This window comes from Lentibacillus populi (assembly GCA_014642895.1).
Taxonomy (GTDB): Bacteria; Bacillota; Bacilli; order Bacillales; family Amphibacillaceae; genus Lentibacillus_C; species Lentibacillus_C populi.
Map to the genome: position 1 here is coordinate 42,218 of BMJD01000005.1, position 14,130 is coordinate 56,347.

Annotated in this window: 15 protein-coding genes; 5 read left to right on the plus strand and 10 right to left on the minus strand. The window is 41.8% G+C overall.

Annotation, left to right across the window (positions count from 1 at the left end):
* Positions 1 to 4: 4 nt before the first annotated feature.
* Positions 5 to 442 (minus strand): YwiB family protein, encoded by a 438-nt coding sequence (locus IEX12_RS05245; protein WP_088052137.1) that lies wholly within the window; start codon positions 440 to 442, stop codon positions 5 to 7.
* A 459-nt stretch (positions 443 to 901) separates the two neighbouring features.
* Here IEX12_RS05245 and IEX12_RS05250 point away from each other — a divergent pair, with 459 nt between their 5' ends.
* A complete protein-coding gene (locus tag IEX12_RS05250) occupies positions 902 to 2,947 on the plus strand; it encodes a transglycosylase domain-containing protein (RefSeq protein WP_188724762.1) in 2,046 nt (681 codons plus the stop codon).
* Positions 2,948 to 3,256: 309 nt separating this feature from the next.
* Here the strand turns inward: IEX12_RS05250 and IEX12_RS05255 are convergent, their stop codons facing one another.
* The 3 genes from IEX12_RS05255 to IEX12_RS05265 all read right to left on the minus strand — a co-directional run bounded on the left by IEX12_RS05255 (position 3,257) and on the right by IEX12_RS05265 (position 5,856).
* A complete protein-coding gene (locus IEX12_RS05255) occupies positions 3,257 to 3,784 on the minus strand; it encodes a YwhD family protein (protein WP_088052134.1) in 528 nt (175 codons plus the stop codon).
* A gap of 262 nt (positions 3,785 to 4,046) precedes the next feature.
* Complete coding sequence (locus IEX12_RS05260) at positions 4,047 to 4,553, minus strand: YwgA family protein (protein WP_188724763.1); 507 nt, start codon at positions 4,551 to 4,553, stop codon at positions 4,047 to 4,049.
* Positions 4,543 to 5,856 carry an HD domain-containing protein gene (locus tag IEX12_RS05265; RefSeq protein ID WP_088052132.1) on the minus strand — a complete coding sequence of 438 codons (1,314 nt, stop codon included), beginning with the start codon at positions 5,854 to 5,856 and terminating at the stop codon, positions 4,543 to 4,545. The genes IEX12_RS05260 and IEX12_RS05265 overlap by 11 nt, the downstream gene beginning before the upstream one ends.
* Before the next feature lie 178 nt (positions 5,857 to 6,034).
* Here IEX12_RS05265 and IEX12_RS05270 point away from each other — a divergent pair, with 178 nt between their 5' ends.
* Complete coding sequence (locus IEX12_RS05270) at positions 6,035 to 6,892, plus strand: lipoate--protein ligase family protein (RefSeq protein WP_088052130.1); 858 nt, start codon at positions 6,035 to 6,037, stop codon at positions 6,890 to 6,892.
* A gap of 124 nt (positions 6,893 to 7,016) precedes the next feature.
* Here the strand turns inward: IEX12_RS05270 and pta are convergent, their stop codons facing one another.
* Positions 7,017 to 7,988 carry a phosphate acetyltransferase gene (gene pta, locus IEX12_RS05275; RefSeq protein WP_088052128.1) on the minus strand — a complete coding sequence of 324 codons (972 nt, stop codon included), beginning with the start codon at positions 7,986 to 7,988 and terminating at the stop codon, positions 7,017 to 7,019.
* A 202-nt stretch (positions 7,989 to 8,190) separates the two neighbouring features.
* Between pta and hemQ the strand changes: the two genes are divergently transcribed.
* The 3 genes from hemQ to IEX12_RS05290 all read left to right on the plus strand — a co-directional run bounded on the left by hemQ (position 8,191) and on the right by IEX12_RS05290 (position 10,639).
* Complete coding sequence (gene hemQ / locus IEX12_RS05280; protein WP_088052125.1) at positions 8,191 to 8,940, plus strand: hydrogen peroxide-dependent heme synthase; 750 nt, start codon at positions 8,191 to 8,193, stop codon at positions 8,938 to 8,940.
* 700 nt (positions 8,941 to 9,640) lie between these two features.
* On the plus strand, positions 9,641 to 10,150 hold the full coding sequence (gene gerQ / locus IEX12_RS05285; protein WP_155554775.1) for a spore coat protein GerQ: 510 nt from the start codon (positions 9,641 to 9,643) through the stop codon (positions 10,148 to 10,150).
* Positions 10,151 to 10,387: 237 nt separating this feature from the next.
* Positions 10,388 to 10,639, plus strand: coding sequence for a hypothetical protein (locus IEX12_RS05290; RefSeq protein ID WP_088052120.1), 252 nt, complete (start codon positions 10,388 to 10,390; stop codon positions 10,637 to 10,639).
* A 255-nt stretch (positions 10,640 to 10,894) separates the two neighbouring features.
* Here the strand turns inward: IEX12_RS05290 and IEX12_RS05295 are convergent, their stop codons facing one another.
* From IEX12_RS05295 to IEX12_RS05315, 5 genes are all read right to left on the minus strand, one after another.
* Positions 10,895 to 11,263, minus strand: a complete 369-nt coding sequence (locus tag IEX12_RS05295) for a DUF423 domain-containing protein (protein WP_088052119.1) — start codon at positions 11,261 to 11,263, stop codon at positions 10,895 to 10,897.
* A gap of 91 nt (positions 11,264 to 11,354) precedes the next feature.
* Positions 11,355 to 11,648 (minus strand): DUF5327 family protein, encoded by a 294-nt coding sequence (locus IEX12_RS05300; protein WP_088052117.1) that lies wholly within the window; start codon positions 11,646 to 11,648, stop codon positions 11,355 to 11,357.
* 110 nt (positions 11,649 to 11,758) lie between these two features.
* Positions 11,759 to 11,902: a hypothetical protein gene (locus IEX12_RS05305; protein ID WP_188724764.1), complete on the minus strand. Its 144-nt coding sequence runs from the start codon at positions 11,900 to 11,902 to the stop codon at positions 11,759 to 11,761.
* A gap of 207 nt (positions 11,903 to 12,109) precedes the next feature.
* A complete protein-coding gene (locus tag IEX12_RS05310) occupies positions 12,110 to 13,684 on the minus strand; it encodes an FMN-binding glutamate synthase family protein (RefSeq protein ID WP_088052116.1) in 1,575 nt (524 codons plus the stop codon).
* A 140-nt stretch (positions 13,685 to 13,824) separates the two neighbouring features.
* On the minus strand, positions 13,825 to 14,121 hold the full coding sequence (locus IEX12_RS05315; protein WP_088052114.1) for a phasin family protein: 297 nt from the start codon (positions 14,119 to 14,121) through the stop codon (positions 13,825 to 13,827).
* Positions 14,122 to 14,130 lie beyond the last annotated feature (9 nt).

A 14,130-nucleotide genomic window follows, 5' to 3' on the forward strand; every position in this document is an offset into this window, starting at 1 on the left:
TCGTTTACTCCTCCTCTTTCAACGTCAGTGTTAATTGATGCTTGCGTGCTATTTGTTGTCCATTTAGTCTGACATGATAATCGATTGCCAGTTTCCCTTGGCTGGTGGTGCTTAACGGCTGATAATTTATCCGGTCCGTGAATGTTTCCATATGTATCGTACCATGTGCATGATGAAATAGATTTTCCGATGGTTGCTTTAGCCGCAATTGCTGGTGCATCTGTACTGGTCCCGTTCGTTTAATGCTGACCTTTTCCGGCTGAATAGTCAGCAGGTTTTTGATTATATCGTTATCCTCGGTATGTTCATTATATGTCAGTACATCCATCTGGCCCTTTTTATATAAAACTCCGGTTGCTTCTGCTTTCGTTTCTTCCAGTTGACCATTATCCTCAATCGTCATGCAAAATTCGACGGCAACCCGGGTTTGCTCTATTTCCATAAAATCGCTCCTGCTTGATTAATCGGATATTTACCTATTATAGCGATAAATGGGGGAGTAATTCAATATTAAGCTGATTTTTGGTGGTGTTCTTGTTGATCATCGGACTTTTCCATTTTGATTAGCGTCTTTTCGCGTTTGATCGGCGGTTTCGAACGTTTGTTCAGCGACTTTTGCGTTTGATCAGCGGTTTTTCGCGTTTGTTCAGCGATTTCGAACGTTTGTTCAGCATTTCCCCTGAATCATCGAATTCTACGTTTAGATTAAGTCCGTATAATTGTGTAATAATCTAAGAAATCGCCTCCATCAACCAAAAAGCGCGACATATCGACTGGAATCGCACATTATCAACGAAAAAGTGTGGGATACGTGCCATTTTTTTCTTAAGTGGTGTTTATTTCCGTTTTCCTTTTCCCATAATGATTGATGAATGCACACACGAAAATTGGAGCTAAAATGATGAGCTGGATAAAGAAACATTTTTTTAGAAAACTGACGATCGGTATTATCCTGTCAGCTATTATCTTTATAGCGGGTGTTTATTTGGTCAGCTTTCTACTCGGACCACCGAAGCTGTCAACAGAACAAAATACCATTTACTATAGCCAGGACGGCCAGGTGGTTGGCGAAGAGAGCGGGAACGGAAGCCGCTACTGGGTAGACTTAGACGACATATCACCACAACTGGTTAAGGCTATACTGCTTGCCGAAGACCAGCATTTCTATGACCATAATGGATTTGATATTCCGCGCATTGCCGGCGCTCTTTGGACGGATCTGAAAACGATGTCGCTAAAAGAAGGCGCCAGTACACTAACACAGCAATATGCCCGAAATTTATATTTGTCCTTTGAAAAAACTTGGACAAGAAAATTACAAGAAGCCTTTTACACGATCCGCCTGGAAATGTTTTATTCAAAAGATGAGATTTTGGAAGGCTATTTAAATACGATTTATTATGGGCATGGTGCATATGGCGTGGAAGCGGCAAGCCGGTATTTTTTCGATAAATCGGCAAATGAACTGTCACTTGCAGAAGCTGCGATGCTGGCTGCAATTCCAAAAGGACCCGCCTATTATTCGCCATTCAACAACATGGAGAATGCAAAAGAACGGCAAAAATGGATATTAGGATTATTGCGCGATAAAAAGGTAATCGATAACGAATCTTTCTTACTGGCAACAAAGGAAAAACTTGCTTTTGCTGAAACAGTCGAGGAGAAACAAGACAAGCTTGCCCCATATTTTCTTGATACTGTTTTACAGGAGGCTGCGGGGATTTTAGATCTTGACAAAGAAAAAGTACGTGCCGGCGGCTATCAAATTCATACAACGTTAGACATCAATCAGCAAAAACAACTGGAACAGGAAGTTAATGATGTTTTTCAGGAAAGGAGTAAAATCCAGGCAGGAGCAATTGTAATGGATCCGGATACAGGCGGGATTCACGCACTTATTGGCGGCCGTGATTACCAGAATAGCACATTCAATCGGGCTATCCAGGCAAAACGGATGCCGGGATCTGCCTTTAAGCCGTTTTTATATTATGCAGCACTCGGAAACGGCTATACTCCAACAACCATGCTCATGAGCAAGCCAACCACTTTTGAACTGGAGGATGGGCAGGTTTACCAGCCTGGCAATTACAATGGGTATTACGCAAATGAACCAATTACGCTTGCACAGGCATTAGCATTGTCCGATAATGTTTACGCGGTAAAAACGAACCTGTTTTTAGGCGTGGAGAAATTGATTGATACGGCACAGCGATTCGGGATTGAAAGCAAATTGCCCAAGGTACCATCACTCGCATTGGGAACTGCTTCAATATCTGTCAATGAAATGGTGACGGGCTACGGAATCCTGGCTAACGGAGGTCACGACATTTCCAGCCATACCATTGAAAAAATTGTTGACCGCAAAGGAAAAACCGTTTATGAACGTGACAATGCACAAGGTGAACAAATCCTCGATGCCCAGCGTACATTTATTTTAACGCAACTAATGACGGGAATGTTTGACCGTTCGTTAAATGGGTATATGGCTGTGACTGGTTCGTCAATAGCAGATAAACTGACCCGTACTTATGCGGGCAAATCGGGAACAACGAATTCCGATAGCTGGATGATTGGCTACAGCCCTGATCTGGTAATGGGTATTTGGACAGGCTATGACGACAATCGCCCAATAGAAAAAGTTGCAGAAGGTTCCTATGCAAAAAATGTTTGGGCCGGATTTATGGAAGCGGCCCATAAACATATCCCGCCACATAAGTTTGACGTACCATCCGGGGTTGTCGCCGTGCCCATCGATCCGGAAACCGGCAAGCGAGCAACCCGTTACTGCAAACACAGCCGTGTCATGTATTTTAAAAAAGGTACAGAACCGAAAGAATATTGTTCGTTGCATTTTCCAGATGAGGATGGAGCCGGTGAAAAAAAAGACAAGCAGAAGGATGCTGAGAAAAAAGGGGTTTTAAAGAAGTTATTTGATATGTTGTTTTAGGCAGCGGGAGCCGGGAAGCGCTTGCGTAACCCTGTAACGGTGTCTCCGGATCGGGGAAGGTGTCTTACCGGAAGACGAGTCGCTCCCGTTTGGAAGGCACTTTCTCCAGCTTTGATCCTGTTCTCTACCGTTTATCGTATCTTTACCACAAAATAAAGAAGCTGACTTCTGGCAGGTCCGTCCCGCTTTAAGGTCAGCTTCTTTATTGTCCTAGTAATACATGTGTAAGCCCATGTATACATATTTTACAAATTAATATCGCAAAGCACAAGAATTTCCGTAATTGTTCATGATTCGTTCACAAATTGTTCACGATTCCGGAAGTGCCTGCTTCAACTCATCCGAGGAATTTTCCCACATTTCCCCGCCTTTAAAATCAACAAGGAAGTCTCTTAATAATCTTTTGGAATGTTCATCCATATGGGCAACTATTATTTTGCCTTTTAACGACTTTTCCATATGTGTCACATGCTCGGGCATTGATTTATAGGCACGTTTAATGGAACGGTCAACCCGGATTTCACTGCCGCACACCCCAGAAAAATATGGGCCGTTTTCGCCCTTTTCGACTGTTACCCAAACAATCCAATACAATTTCCCGTTCGGAACAGCATCCCTATCCGGTAAAAACTTGACACGGCGCTCCACCTCACTACGCGCATGCATGGCACCCATGTCGACAAATGCTCTGTCTTCATTCGGATCAACAATTACCGATGACATATTTTCAAGACTTATTGATCCGGCACCATAACCTCTATCCCCATCAAGTGGATCATCTTTTATAATCGTGAATGGATTACTTTTCTTATTTTTGGAAGATTGATCTGAACTCATTTTTAAAGGACCCTCCTTCATCATGTTGATTCCTATTGTAGCACAGGCGATTGCCCATTTCACATCTTCTGGGCTGTAGTTCACCTGCAGATAGTGTCCGACTTCATACGTTTACTGGTCAAATCGTAACTACTGTCCGATTTCGTACATTTACTGTCCAGATTTTACAAATACTGTCCAACTTCATGCATTTACTAGCCAATTCCCATAAAATACTGTCCGAAATAAACGATTTACTGGCCAGGTACGCATATAGCCGCCTTTATGCCAACTGATTTTCTTGCAAAGAATCGATAAACATCCAAGCCTCTTTTAGTTCTTCATCCGTATAATTTTGTTTCGGCTTCACGACATGGACTTTTTCCGCGATCTCGTTTCTTGGTAAATCATCGAAATAAAGCATCGTTGAAACAAGCTCCAGAAACCGTGAACTTTTTGTGTTTAATCGTTCCACCATTAAGGTAAAATCCGGCATGTCCAGCGTGAATTGGTTCAAAAACTCCCGGCCGTCTCCGGTAATTTGATAATGGTATTGATAATAATTGCTTTTTTCCTCCCTTTCCTCGGAAATAAATCCCAAATTGGTCAGTTCCTCGATTCTTAGCGAGAGTTCCTCCGAGTAAGGCCCGTAAAAATGAAATTGGTACTTTTCTGCAAACGGCACATTGTTTTTTTGTAAAATATAAATCATTTTCTGCAGTTTTTTTCGACCGGTAACTTCCTTCGCGATGGAAAAAAATTGCATCAGTTTTGCATGATTAGTTAACATGTTTTTTCGCTCCCCCATTATCCAAAAGTTCCAAAATCCGTTGCTTCTTCCCATCTTGCATGCTGCTTACTATATCTGCTGGAAAATACAGCTTGTGGTCGGTTCGTTTTTTCCCGGAAATCGACTCGACAATATCCGATTGTCTTGACAGCTCTCTAAGCTCATTGTTTGGCATCAGCAAATGAATCGGCAGCCGCTCCTCCTCTTCACCAGGGCGGTAAAAGTCGTACGGCAAATCCGATGATGAATCAACGACAAGATAATATTCGGGATCAATACCCGCTTCCTGAAACAGACGATATAGTTCCATCCACTGGTTCATTTGCTGGTTTGGATTAAATTCGACATATTTAAACAGCCGGCGGTTCATAAATCGTTCGCACAGATCACGTAAAATCGGATCATCCTCTTCCTGCCAAAGCTGAAAATAATAGAAAACAATTGCTTCATCCAGTTTTAAATATTCGTCAAGTACAGGCCTTTCGTTAAAAAACGAAATAAAATGGGTAGGCTCCAGCTTGAACCGATATTTTTTTTCAAACAAATACTTTGCCCGATGGAGAATTTTTGACAAAATAACTTCCGCACTTCTTGTGACAGGGTGAAAATATACTTGCCAATACATCTGGTAACGGCTCATAATATAATCTTCCACTGCATGCATGCCGCTTGATTTAATGACAACCTGATCATCAATTGGACGCATTACCCGCAAAATCCGTTCCATGTCAAAATGGCCGTAGCTTACACCAGTAAAGTAAGCGTCACGCTGCAAATAATCCATCCTATCAGCGTCAATCTGACTGGATATTAAACTAACCACTAATTTATCCTCATATGTTTTCGCAATCACATCGGCAACTTTTTGGGAAAAGCCTCGTTCCACTTTTTCCAAAATCGTATGTACATGGGTACGCCCGAGAATAATTTGCTGGGTGAAATCTTCGTGATCCAGTTTAAATACCTTTTCAAATGAATGCGAAAAGGGGCCATGACCCAGATCATGCAATAGAGCCGCACAAAGACACAACAGGCGTTCTTTCGTATTCCAATGTGGCTCGTTCCGGAAATTAAAAATAATTCTTCGGACAATTTCATACACACCCAATGAATGATTAAAACGGCTGTGTTCTGCGCCATGAAAGGTTAAATTTGTCGTGCCCAGCTGTTTAATCCGCCGCAGCCGCTGAAATTCAGGCGTCGCAATCAAGTCCCATATTACCCTGTCCTTAACGTGGACATATCGATGTACGGGATCCTTAAATACCTTTTCCTCATCCAATTGCTCATCTTTATAAACCATTACTAAACAACCCGTTTCTTTTCGACAGTTTTGTTATATTATATAATAGAATGTCAAAGTTAAAAAGAGGAACAGCACGTAAAATTGCTGGTTAATCGTTTGCACAACTGAAGTGAGGAGAGCAGCCGATACTCCGGAGTTTTCTGCTTTGGAATTTTTAATTGAAGGAGAACACATGATGAAGACCTGGAAAGACATTATTCGTCATACGACGTTTCGCTATATCGATCAGTCGAATGAAGCATATATCCATAACGTACCGATTTCCGCGATGGTCTCATTTGCAATTGATGATGCATTGGCTACTTCGGTCAGTGACGGAATTTCCCCACCTTCTGTCCGGTTATGGGTTCATCCCAATACGGTCGTGCTCGGTATCCCAGACGCCCGCTTGCCCTTTATTGAACATGGAATCTCCATGCTGCAGAAGCAAGGTTATCAGGCAGTTGTTCGTAATTCCGGCGGTCTTGCTGTCGCATTGGATGATGGAGTTTTAAATATATCGCTCATCCTTCCCGGAGTACGGCATATTTCTATTTATGAATGCTATGAGGCGATGGTCAGTTTTGTACAATATATCCTAAGTGACCTTACCGATAACATTAAGGCGTACGAAATTGTCGGTTCCTATTGTCCAGGAGATTATGATTTAAGTATTGATGGCAGGAAATTTGCCGGAATTTCCCAGCGGCGGATCAAGGATGGCGCAGCGATACAGATTTATTTGGATGTGGAAGGGTCGAGCTTTACTCGTGCTGCATTAATCCGTAAATTTTATGATGTCAGTTTGCAAGGGGCAAAAACAAAATTTACGTATCCTGCAGTAGATCCAACAACAATGGCCTCACTGTCAGAACTGCTTGGTATGAAGTTAACTGTGGATGATATAAAAAGGCGTGTCCATACAACATTGGAAGCATTAAGTGATGAAGTGGTTGAAACAGATTTTTCGGAAAGCGAACTGGCGACCTTCCAAACCAGGCTAAAACAAATGAAAAAGCGGAATGAATTTATTACACAAAATGGCTTAATTTAGGACCGGGAACAGTAACCGGGGTTCCTACTCTCCCGTTGATGCCCCCAGCCCCGCCAAAATTTGCTCGCACACTGATATGCGAGCAAAACTGCATAAAATCTACTGCGAGTTCGATTACATCCAATTATTCAGCCTGGGCTGCTGTGATCAGTGCTAACTTATATACATCATCCGCGCTGCAGCCGCGTGATAAATCATTGACCGGCTGATTTAATCCTTGCAAAATGGGACCGACTGCTTCAAACCCGCCAAGACGCTGGGCTATTTTGTAGCTGATGTTCCCTGCTTCCAGACTTGGAAAAATAAATACATTTGCATTCCCCGCAAGTACGGAATCAGGTGCTTTTTTTCGTGCTACACTTGGTACAAAGGCAGCATCAAACTGGAATTCTCCATCAACTAACAGATTCGCATTTTTTTCCTTAGCTAATCGGACAGCTGCTGCAACCTTTTCTGTTTCCTCTGATTTTGCAGATCCTTTTGTTGAAAAACTGAGCATTGCCACACGGGGATCGATATCAAATAACGTTGCGGTTTCTGCACTTGCAACTGCAATTTCGGCTAAATCCTGGCTGTCCGGTGCTATATTAATCGCACAATCGGCAAAAACATATTTTTCCTCGCCGCGGACCATAATGAATACACCAGATGTTTTTTTAATGCCTTCCTTTGTTTTAATGATCTGCAGTGCCGGCCGAACCGTATCTGCCGTTGAGTGTATTGCCCCGCTTACTAAACCATCCGCCTGATTCATGTAAACGAGCATCGTACCGAAATAGTTTTCATCCTGTAAAATTTCACGGGCCTCTTCGGTAGTCGCTTTCCCTTTGCGCCTTTCAACAAATGTTTCTACCATCAGCTCATACTCCTGAAATTCCGCTGGGTCGATTAATTTACATGAGGAAACATCCACACCAACCTCCTCAGCAGTATGTTTTATGCCAGCTTTATTCCCGATTAGGATCGGGGTTAAAATTCCTGCAGCACCCAGTTTACTTGCGGCCTCTAATATCCGTTGATCCGTCCCTTCCGGAAACACAATATGTTTATTCTTATCCGCAATTGTATTCGCTATTTCCGTAAATAGGTTGCTCATAGTTAAAACCTTCCTTTCCTTTATACAAAAATGATAATCGATTCCTATCCTTTAATCTATTATTCACCCCGATTGACACGAACTTTTCACAAATTAATATACTACCGCCAAAGTACATCCGTTTTCCATGATTATCATTCCCCAAATGTGATATAGTAAAAACAGAACAGCTTTATTTATTGTACGTAAAGGAGCGATATAGATGGTTGAAGCAGTTGAAACAATGGATGGATGGTACTCCTTGCATGACCTCCGAAGCATCGATTGGACATCATGGAAGATGGCATCCAGTGAGGAAAGACAAGCAGCTATCCATGAATTTGAACAATTACTGACAAAATGGGAAGCTGTTGAAGCGGCGAAAAATGGCAGTCATGTTGTCTATACCGTAGTTGGACAAAAAGCGGACATCATGTTCATGTTTCTTCGTCCGACAATGGTTGAATTAAATGAATTAGAAACGGAATTTAATAAATCCAAATTTGCTGAATACTTACAGCCAGCTTATTCCTATGTTTCGGTTGTCGAGCTTTCCAAATACTCCGAGCCTAAGGAAGGGCCAGACCTTGAATCATATCCAAGAATTCAAGAACGGCTAAAACCAATTTTGCCGAAATGGGAGCATATGTGTTTTTACCCAATGGACAAGCGCCGGCAAGGGGAAGACAACTGGTATGCAACGGAAAAGGATGTTCGTGCAAAGTTATTGTACGAGCATAGTAAAACGGGCCGTAAATACACGGGCAAAGTCAAGCAAATCATTACTGGATCATTCGGTTTTGACGACTGGGAATGGGGCGTGACGTTATTTGCTCATGATCCTGTTCAATTAAAGAAAATCGTTTACGAAATGCGTTTTGATGAAGTTAGTGCTCGTTTTGGAGAATTTGGTGAGTTTTTCGTTGGCAACCATCTGCCAAAAGAAAACGTTCCAGCTTTTTTGCAAGTATAATAATCCTGTTAGTAAAGGTTTTCTGTATAAACGTGCAGAAAACCTTTTTTAAAGGATACGAATGTATAAAAATCGGCATTTAGTAAAGATATTGAAATCGACTACCTACCGATTTCTTCCCAATCCGACCTCTGGCTTCTGATATTAGAAAGACGCGTTAGTGTTTTTCTTATTCTTCTGTTATCTACAAACTAGAAATACCCGACAGCAATTTTTGTCATACTACACTTAAAATTATCATACACATCATTAAAAAGCCCAGCATAAAGATATACAGAAATGAGGTGTACTTTACGGCTGTTATTCCCCCGACGGAAAAGGGGTACCCAAATTACTTGCACGATTGATACATGTGTAAGTAAGAGGCAGATGGCAAACACAAAATACGCTAATGGTCGGTAATACGAGTAATTCGCATCAGGTCTGCTTACCTGGATTTTACCAGAATTCAATACGAAAATATGATTTTCAGAGTCCTGGCGGGTTTGCGGTGGCACATACTTTTATCAGCGTGCAAACAAGAAACATCATCAACAGAAAAGATTATCAATGGAAATTTATTTTTTTGGACCTGAAGGAACGTGTCCCGGTACCAATGGTATGGTCGATGGAATGCCGGTAGATACAAGTGCATTGTTTTTTACGCCTGATAGCTTCTGATTTCCCAGCAGTATATTAAAATTTAAGTGGAGGTTTTTTTATGAGTCAAAAGCAAGACGGTACAAATCAATCCTATACAAACGCCTATCAAGCCTATCCATACTACTATTACCCGCAGACTTCCCAAGCCTATTATCCAGTATATGATACAAGACAACAAATTCGGCAAGAGCAGCAATCCCCACAAGCCCAGCAATTCCCGCAAGCCCAGCAATACGCACAAGGACAGCAACTCCCGCAAGGACAGCAACCTGGAGCGACACAGGGGATGCTGCCAGAGCAACAGTCATATATCGAGAACATATTACGATTAAATAAAGGTAAAGAAGCTACCATTTACATGACCTTTGAAAACACACAACAGAAAGTATTTAAGGGGATTATCGAAGCTGCTGGACGGGACCACGTCATCATAAGTGACCCTGAATCTGGCAGACGGTATTTGTTATTAATGGTTTATCTTGATTATGTAACATTCGATGAAGAAATCAATTACGCATATCCGTACGGCGGAGCAGGGGGACAACTGGCCAGTTATCCATCAAGGTAATGTCTCATTATTTCATGAAAGGATGACCATATGGAATGAGCCGCTTTATAAACAGTGGGTTCATAATTCTGTGATGCGTCATCCTTTTTGTAAGTTTAGCCAGGTACAAGTTCGTTCAGGATTCCTGTGCGCTCGTTCAGGACTGTTACGTGTTCGACCGGGGTTTTCCGACTTCACATACAGTTTGCCGCGATCTTTTCAATTCCTTGCCGTTTTTCAGCCAAAAGGGGAGTTTATATGCGACATCCATATGAAAAATTTATTCGTTTGGAGCTACTATTCATTATTGTAGCTGTAATCGTTGGAATTATTGCCCTTCTTAAAGGTTTTGCCTTCGTGATTATCATTGCATTGTATATGATTGCCTTTAGTATGCTTAGTGGTGCAATTGTTGAATGGCACACACATCAGACAAACCAGGCCGGCAAACATTTTTTGCAGGCAATACTATTATTTATTTTCGCAACGTATATGATTTTTCATTTATAGAGGATGCTCAAAAAGCCACCAAATGATCAGCAGTCGAACTCGGACGCTTACCTGTTTCTCCGCTGTTCCGGTATCTAAACATAGGGGGATCCTCTGCTAAAATAACCACGACAACCGCCAACAACAGATGCCAGCCGCCCTGAGCAAGCTCGTCCTTGGCAAATATAAACCCATTTCCTGCCGCGACCTGACCCTTAAAGCTCTCATCACTAAGCGATCCAGACCTTCCAGTCCTAGCTTGGCAACTATTTGAACTTATAAATATTTGACAACGGCATATCCAAGCAACACCCAGCCAAGCAGAAATGCGACTCCGCCAAGTGGTGTGATCATGGCGAACGTTTTAATACCAGTGGTGGAGTAGATATAAAGGCTCCCGGAAAACAACACGATTCCGATAAAGAACAGCCACCCTGCCCACATCACCCCGCCAGTTTGAATTTTATTGATCACCAGTCCCGTTACAAGCAATGCCATCGTGTGGAACATTTGATAATTGACCGCCTTTTCCCACGTTCCTAGTGCTTTCTCCGAGATCCTTCCTTCTAAACCATGTGCCCCAAAAGCTCCTAAGGCAACTGCCAAAAATCCATTTATCACACCAAGCACTAAAAATAACTTCATATTGATCCACTCCTTGTTTAAAAGGTTGTTCAAAAAATAACTAGCGAGCTCCGACCCTTACTAACCCAATTCAGCAACCCTTGGATTGACACTAAAAGTCAAAAATTGATTCGCCATTGGCATCATCATGATCATTTTTAGAATGATTGGGCTGTTGCTGCTCAACCAACTGATGATTGGTCGTGCCCATCATTGTCCTTATTTCGTCTGCTGTTATTTCATTACTATTTGCTTGTAATGGGCCCTCTTCTTCTAAAAGCAGCTCACATAAAAGTTTTACATTGGCGATATGCTTCAGCATTTGCTTATCATCCGTTTGCTTTTCCTTTGCCTGTTCAGCTTCTTTAATTATTTTTCGAATAACTGTACTGTTTGTTACGGACATCAAAAACCGCCCCTTTACTAGAACTTGCTTTAGTATAACACGTAACGCCTGCATAGCGAAAAGACAAGTTTATGACAATTTGAAAAGCCTTGGATTCTGCTCCAAGGCTTTTACGATAGACATATATTTTCCTTCTGTTGCTCTTCTTCCGTATAGCGATCATACACCCATTGCAAAAATTCAATTTCCCGTTCTTGCAACTGCCTGCCAAGCTTCTTTTCCGTATCCTTTAATACATGTAAAAAGCTCTCCAAAACGCTATAACCCCCCCAATCACAACAAAAGTCATTTTCTGCTCTTTATTGTACCAATATTTCTGAGAGGAATCAACATTATAATTACAAATATACGAAATATTCACCACTTTATTAAAGAAGTTGTCTAATTTCATACGGTAATTCATTATCAGGTAAGGCCATTTCCACACTGCTGCTAGTTTACAACACCTGCTTCCTTTTTTATTAGCCGCTATGGGAGTAACTCCTTACCTTGTTCACCCGGTTAAACCGGTCTTTGTAAATAATATGCTCCCGATTAAACTTTGTCGGACTGTCCAAACCGGCAACAGCAGCCATTTCAAAAACCCCTTCGCGCAGAGCGACCAAATAATTACAAACACGATATTTTTTCTCTTCAATGCTTAATGCCTTTTGAAGTTTAGGATCTGTCGTTGCAACACCAACAGGACAATTATTTGTATGGCAAACCTGCGCCATAATACAGCCGACACTAAGCATAAAACCTCGGGCAATGTTGATCATGTCCGCGCCTAATGCAAGTGCCATCGCAATTTTATCCGGTGTAATCAGTTTCCCTGAGGCAATAATTTTTGTTCTGTCACGCAAATGATATTTTTTCAGCATATCATCAACAAGCGGCAATGCGGCAAATGTTGGCAGTCCTACTGATTCAGCAAGTTCATAATAAGTAGCCCCCGTACCGCCGTTCCCACCGTCGACTGTAATAAAATCTGGAACAATTCCCGTTTCGCTCATTGCCTGAATATAGTTTTCCACCTGATGTTCATCACCAACAACAATTTTGGTACCGACTGGTTTACCGCCAATATCACGCATGTTATCGACGAATTCCAGTAAGTCCTTTGCATCATGAAACCCTCTGAATCTATTTGGACTATTAATCGTTACCCCTGGTTCTACTTTACGAATTTCCGCAATTTCCTCGGTAACTTTACTGCCTTCCACGTGACCCCCACGTGTTTTTGCACCTTGAGCTAATTTCAATTCAAACGCTTTAACCTGTCCAATTTCGCTTCTGTTTTTAAATTCCTGCCAGGAAAACTCCCCATCCTTTGTCCGTACACCAAATAACCCTGGACTAATTTGCATAATAATATCTACATCACCCTTTTGATGATATGGGGAGACGCTTCCTTCCCCAGTATTCATCCATGTACCGCCAGCCATGCCCAGCCCTTTGGAAAGTGCTGTTATTGCATGATCCCCCAATGAACCAAAGCTCATTGCCGACTGGCCGATGAATCCTTTAATTTCAAACGGATGACGAACGGTATCTTTTCCGAGAATAATAGCTTCATCGTCAGTTAAATAAAACGGGTTAAGGATAGCTTCCTCATGGTGTTCTTTCCGACTTAGAAGCTTTTCATTATCGATCGTATAAAGCCTTGTTTTAATTTTAGGCTGCTGATCAATCTTCATTTCCTCTCGTTGACTTGGAAACATATGATTAACGATATATAACCCTTCCTCGGAAAAATCCCGTTCCGAACCATACCCGATCATCCGGCCGTTGTATTTTGCTGCTTTATAAACAAATTCAAATTCCCGCCGGTTAAACGGTTTTCCCTCATTATTATTGTTAAAAAGATATTGACGGAATTCCGGTCCGGCTTTTTCAAGGATATAACGTATTTTTCCTAAAACAGGGTAGTTCCGCAATATCGAGTGTTCCTTTTGCTTCTGATCATGCAAGTAAATTCGCAGGAAGACTGCGAATGGGACTACAATTACCATCCCCAAGACGACAATTAATGTGATTAACAGATTAGTTGTCATTTCTTATCGCCTCCCTTCTTCCTATTAGATAACCAAGCAAAATTTGGCCATTTACTAAATAGATATTTCCCTGCTACAGCTTCTTGTAAACTTTAAAACAAATAAGGAAGCGCTCAGCCCGGACGCTTCCATTCGTTTTCTTACTTATTCACTTTCTCCTCTAACTCCTTGATTCGTGATCGCAATGCATCAATATCGTCTTTCGTTGCGATGCCCAGGTCTTTGATCATTTGTTGTGTTTGCTCATATTGCTTGGCGCTCCATTCATTTTTTTTCGTCTCTCCTTTTTCCATGAAGTTGTTTAAGACGGTTCGTGCCTGCTCCTGGGTCAGCTCATTTTTATCCACGAGTTCCTTTAGCTTCTGCTCCAGCTTCTCCTTACCGCTCACAGCTGCACCTAACCCTAATAAAAATCCCTTGCGTAATAAGTCACCCATTGTTGATGC

Bases quoted from the DNA above. Each gene is read 5' to 3' on its own strand.
- IEX12_RS05260 (WP_188724763.1), bottom strand. From the start codon at position 4,553: ATGTTAACTAATCATGCAAAACTGATGCAATTTTTTTCCATCGCGAAG.
- pta (WP_088052128.1), bottom strand. From the start codon at position 7,988: ATGAGCAACCTATTTACGGAAATAGCGAATACAATTGCGGATAAGAAT.
- IEX12_RS05245 (WP_088052137.1), bottom strand. From the start codon at position 442: ATGGAAATAGAGCAAACCCGGGTTGCCGTCGAATTTTGCATGACGATT.
- hemQ (WP_088052125.1), top strand. From the start codon at position 8,191: ATGGTTGAAGCAGTTGAAACAATGGATGGATGGTACTCCTTGCATGAC.
- IEX12_RS05300 (WP_088052117.1), bottom strand. From the start codon at position 11,648: ATGTCCGTAACAAACAGTACAGTTATTCGAAAAATAATTAAAGAAGCT.
- IEX12_RS05250 (WP_188724762.1), top strand. From the start codon at position 902: ATGAGCTGGATAAAGAAACATTTTTTTAGAAAACTGACGATCGGTATT.
- IEX12_RS05310 (WP_088052116.1), bottom strand. From the start codon at position 13,684: ATGACAACTAATCTGTTAATCACATTAATTGTCGTCTTGGGGATGGTA.
- IEX12_RS05270 (WP_088052130.1), top strand. From the start codon at position 6,035: ATGAAGACCTGGAAAGACATTATTCGTCATACGACGTTTCGCTATATC.
- IEX12_RS05255 (WP_088052134.1), bottom strand. From the start codon at position 3,784: ATGAGTTCAGATCAATCTTCCAAAAATAAGAAAAGTAATCCATTCACG.
- IEX12_RS05315 (WP_088052114.1), bottom strand. From the start codon at position 14,121: ATGGGTGACTTATTACGCAAGGGATTTTTATTAGGGTTAGGTGCAGCT.
- gerQ (WP_155554775.1), top strand. From the start codon at position 9,641: ATGAGTCAAAAGCAAGACGGTACAAATCAATCCTATACAAACGCCTAT.
- IEX12_RS05290 (WP_088052120.1), top strand. From the start codon at position 10,388: ATGCGACATCCATATGAAAAATTTATTCGTTTGGAGCTACTATTCATT.
- IEX12_RS05295 (WP_088052119.1), bottom strand. From the start codon at position 11,263: ATGAAGTTATTTTTAGTGCTTGGTGTGATAAATGGATTTTTGGCAGTT.
- IEX12_RS05265 (WP_088052132.1), bottom strand. From the start codon at position 5,856: ATGGTTTATAAAGATGAGCAATTGGATGAGGAAAAGGTATTTAAGGAT.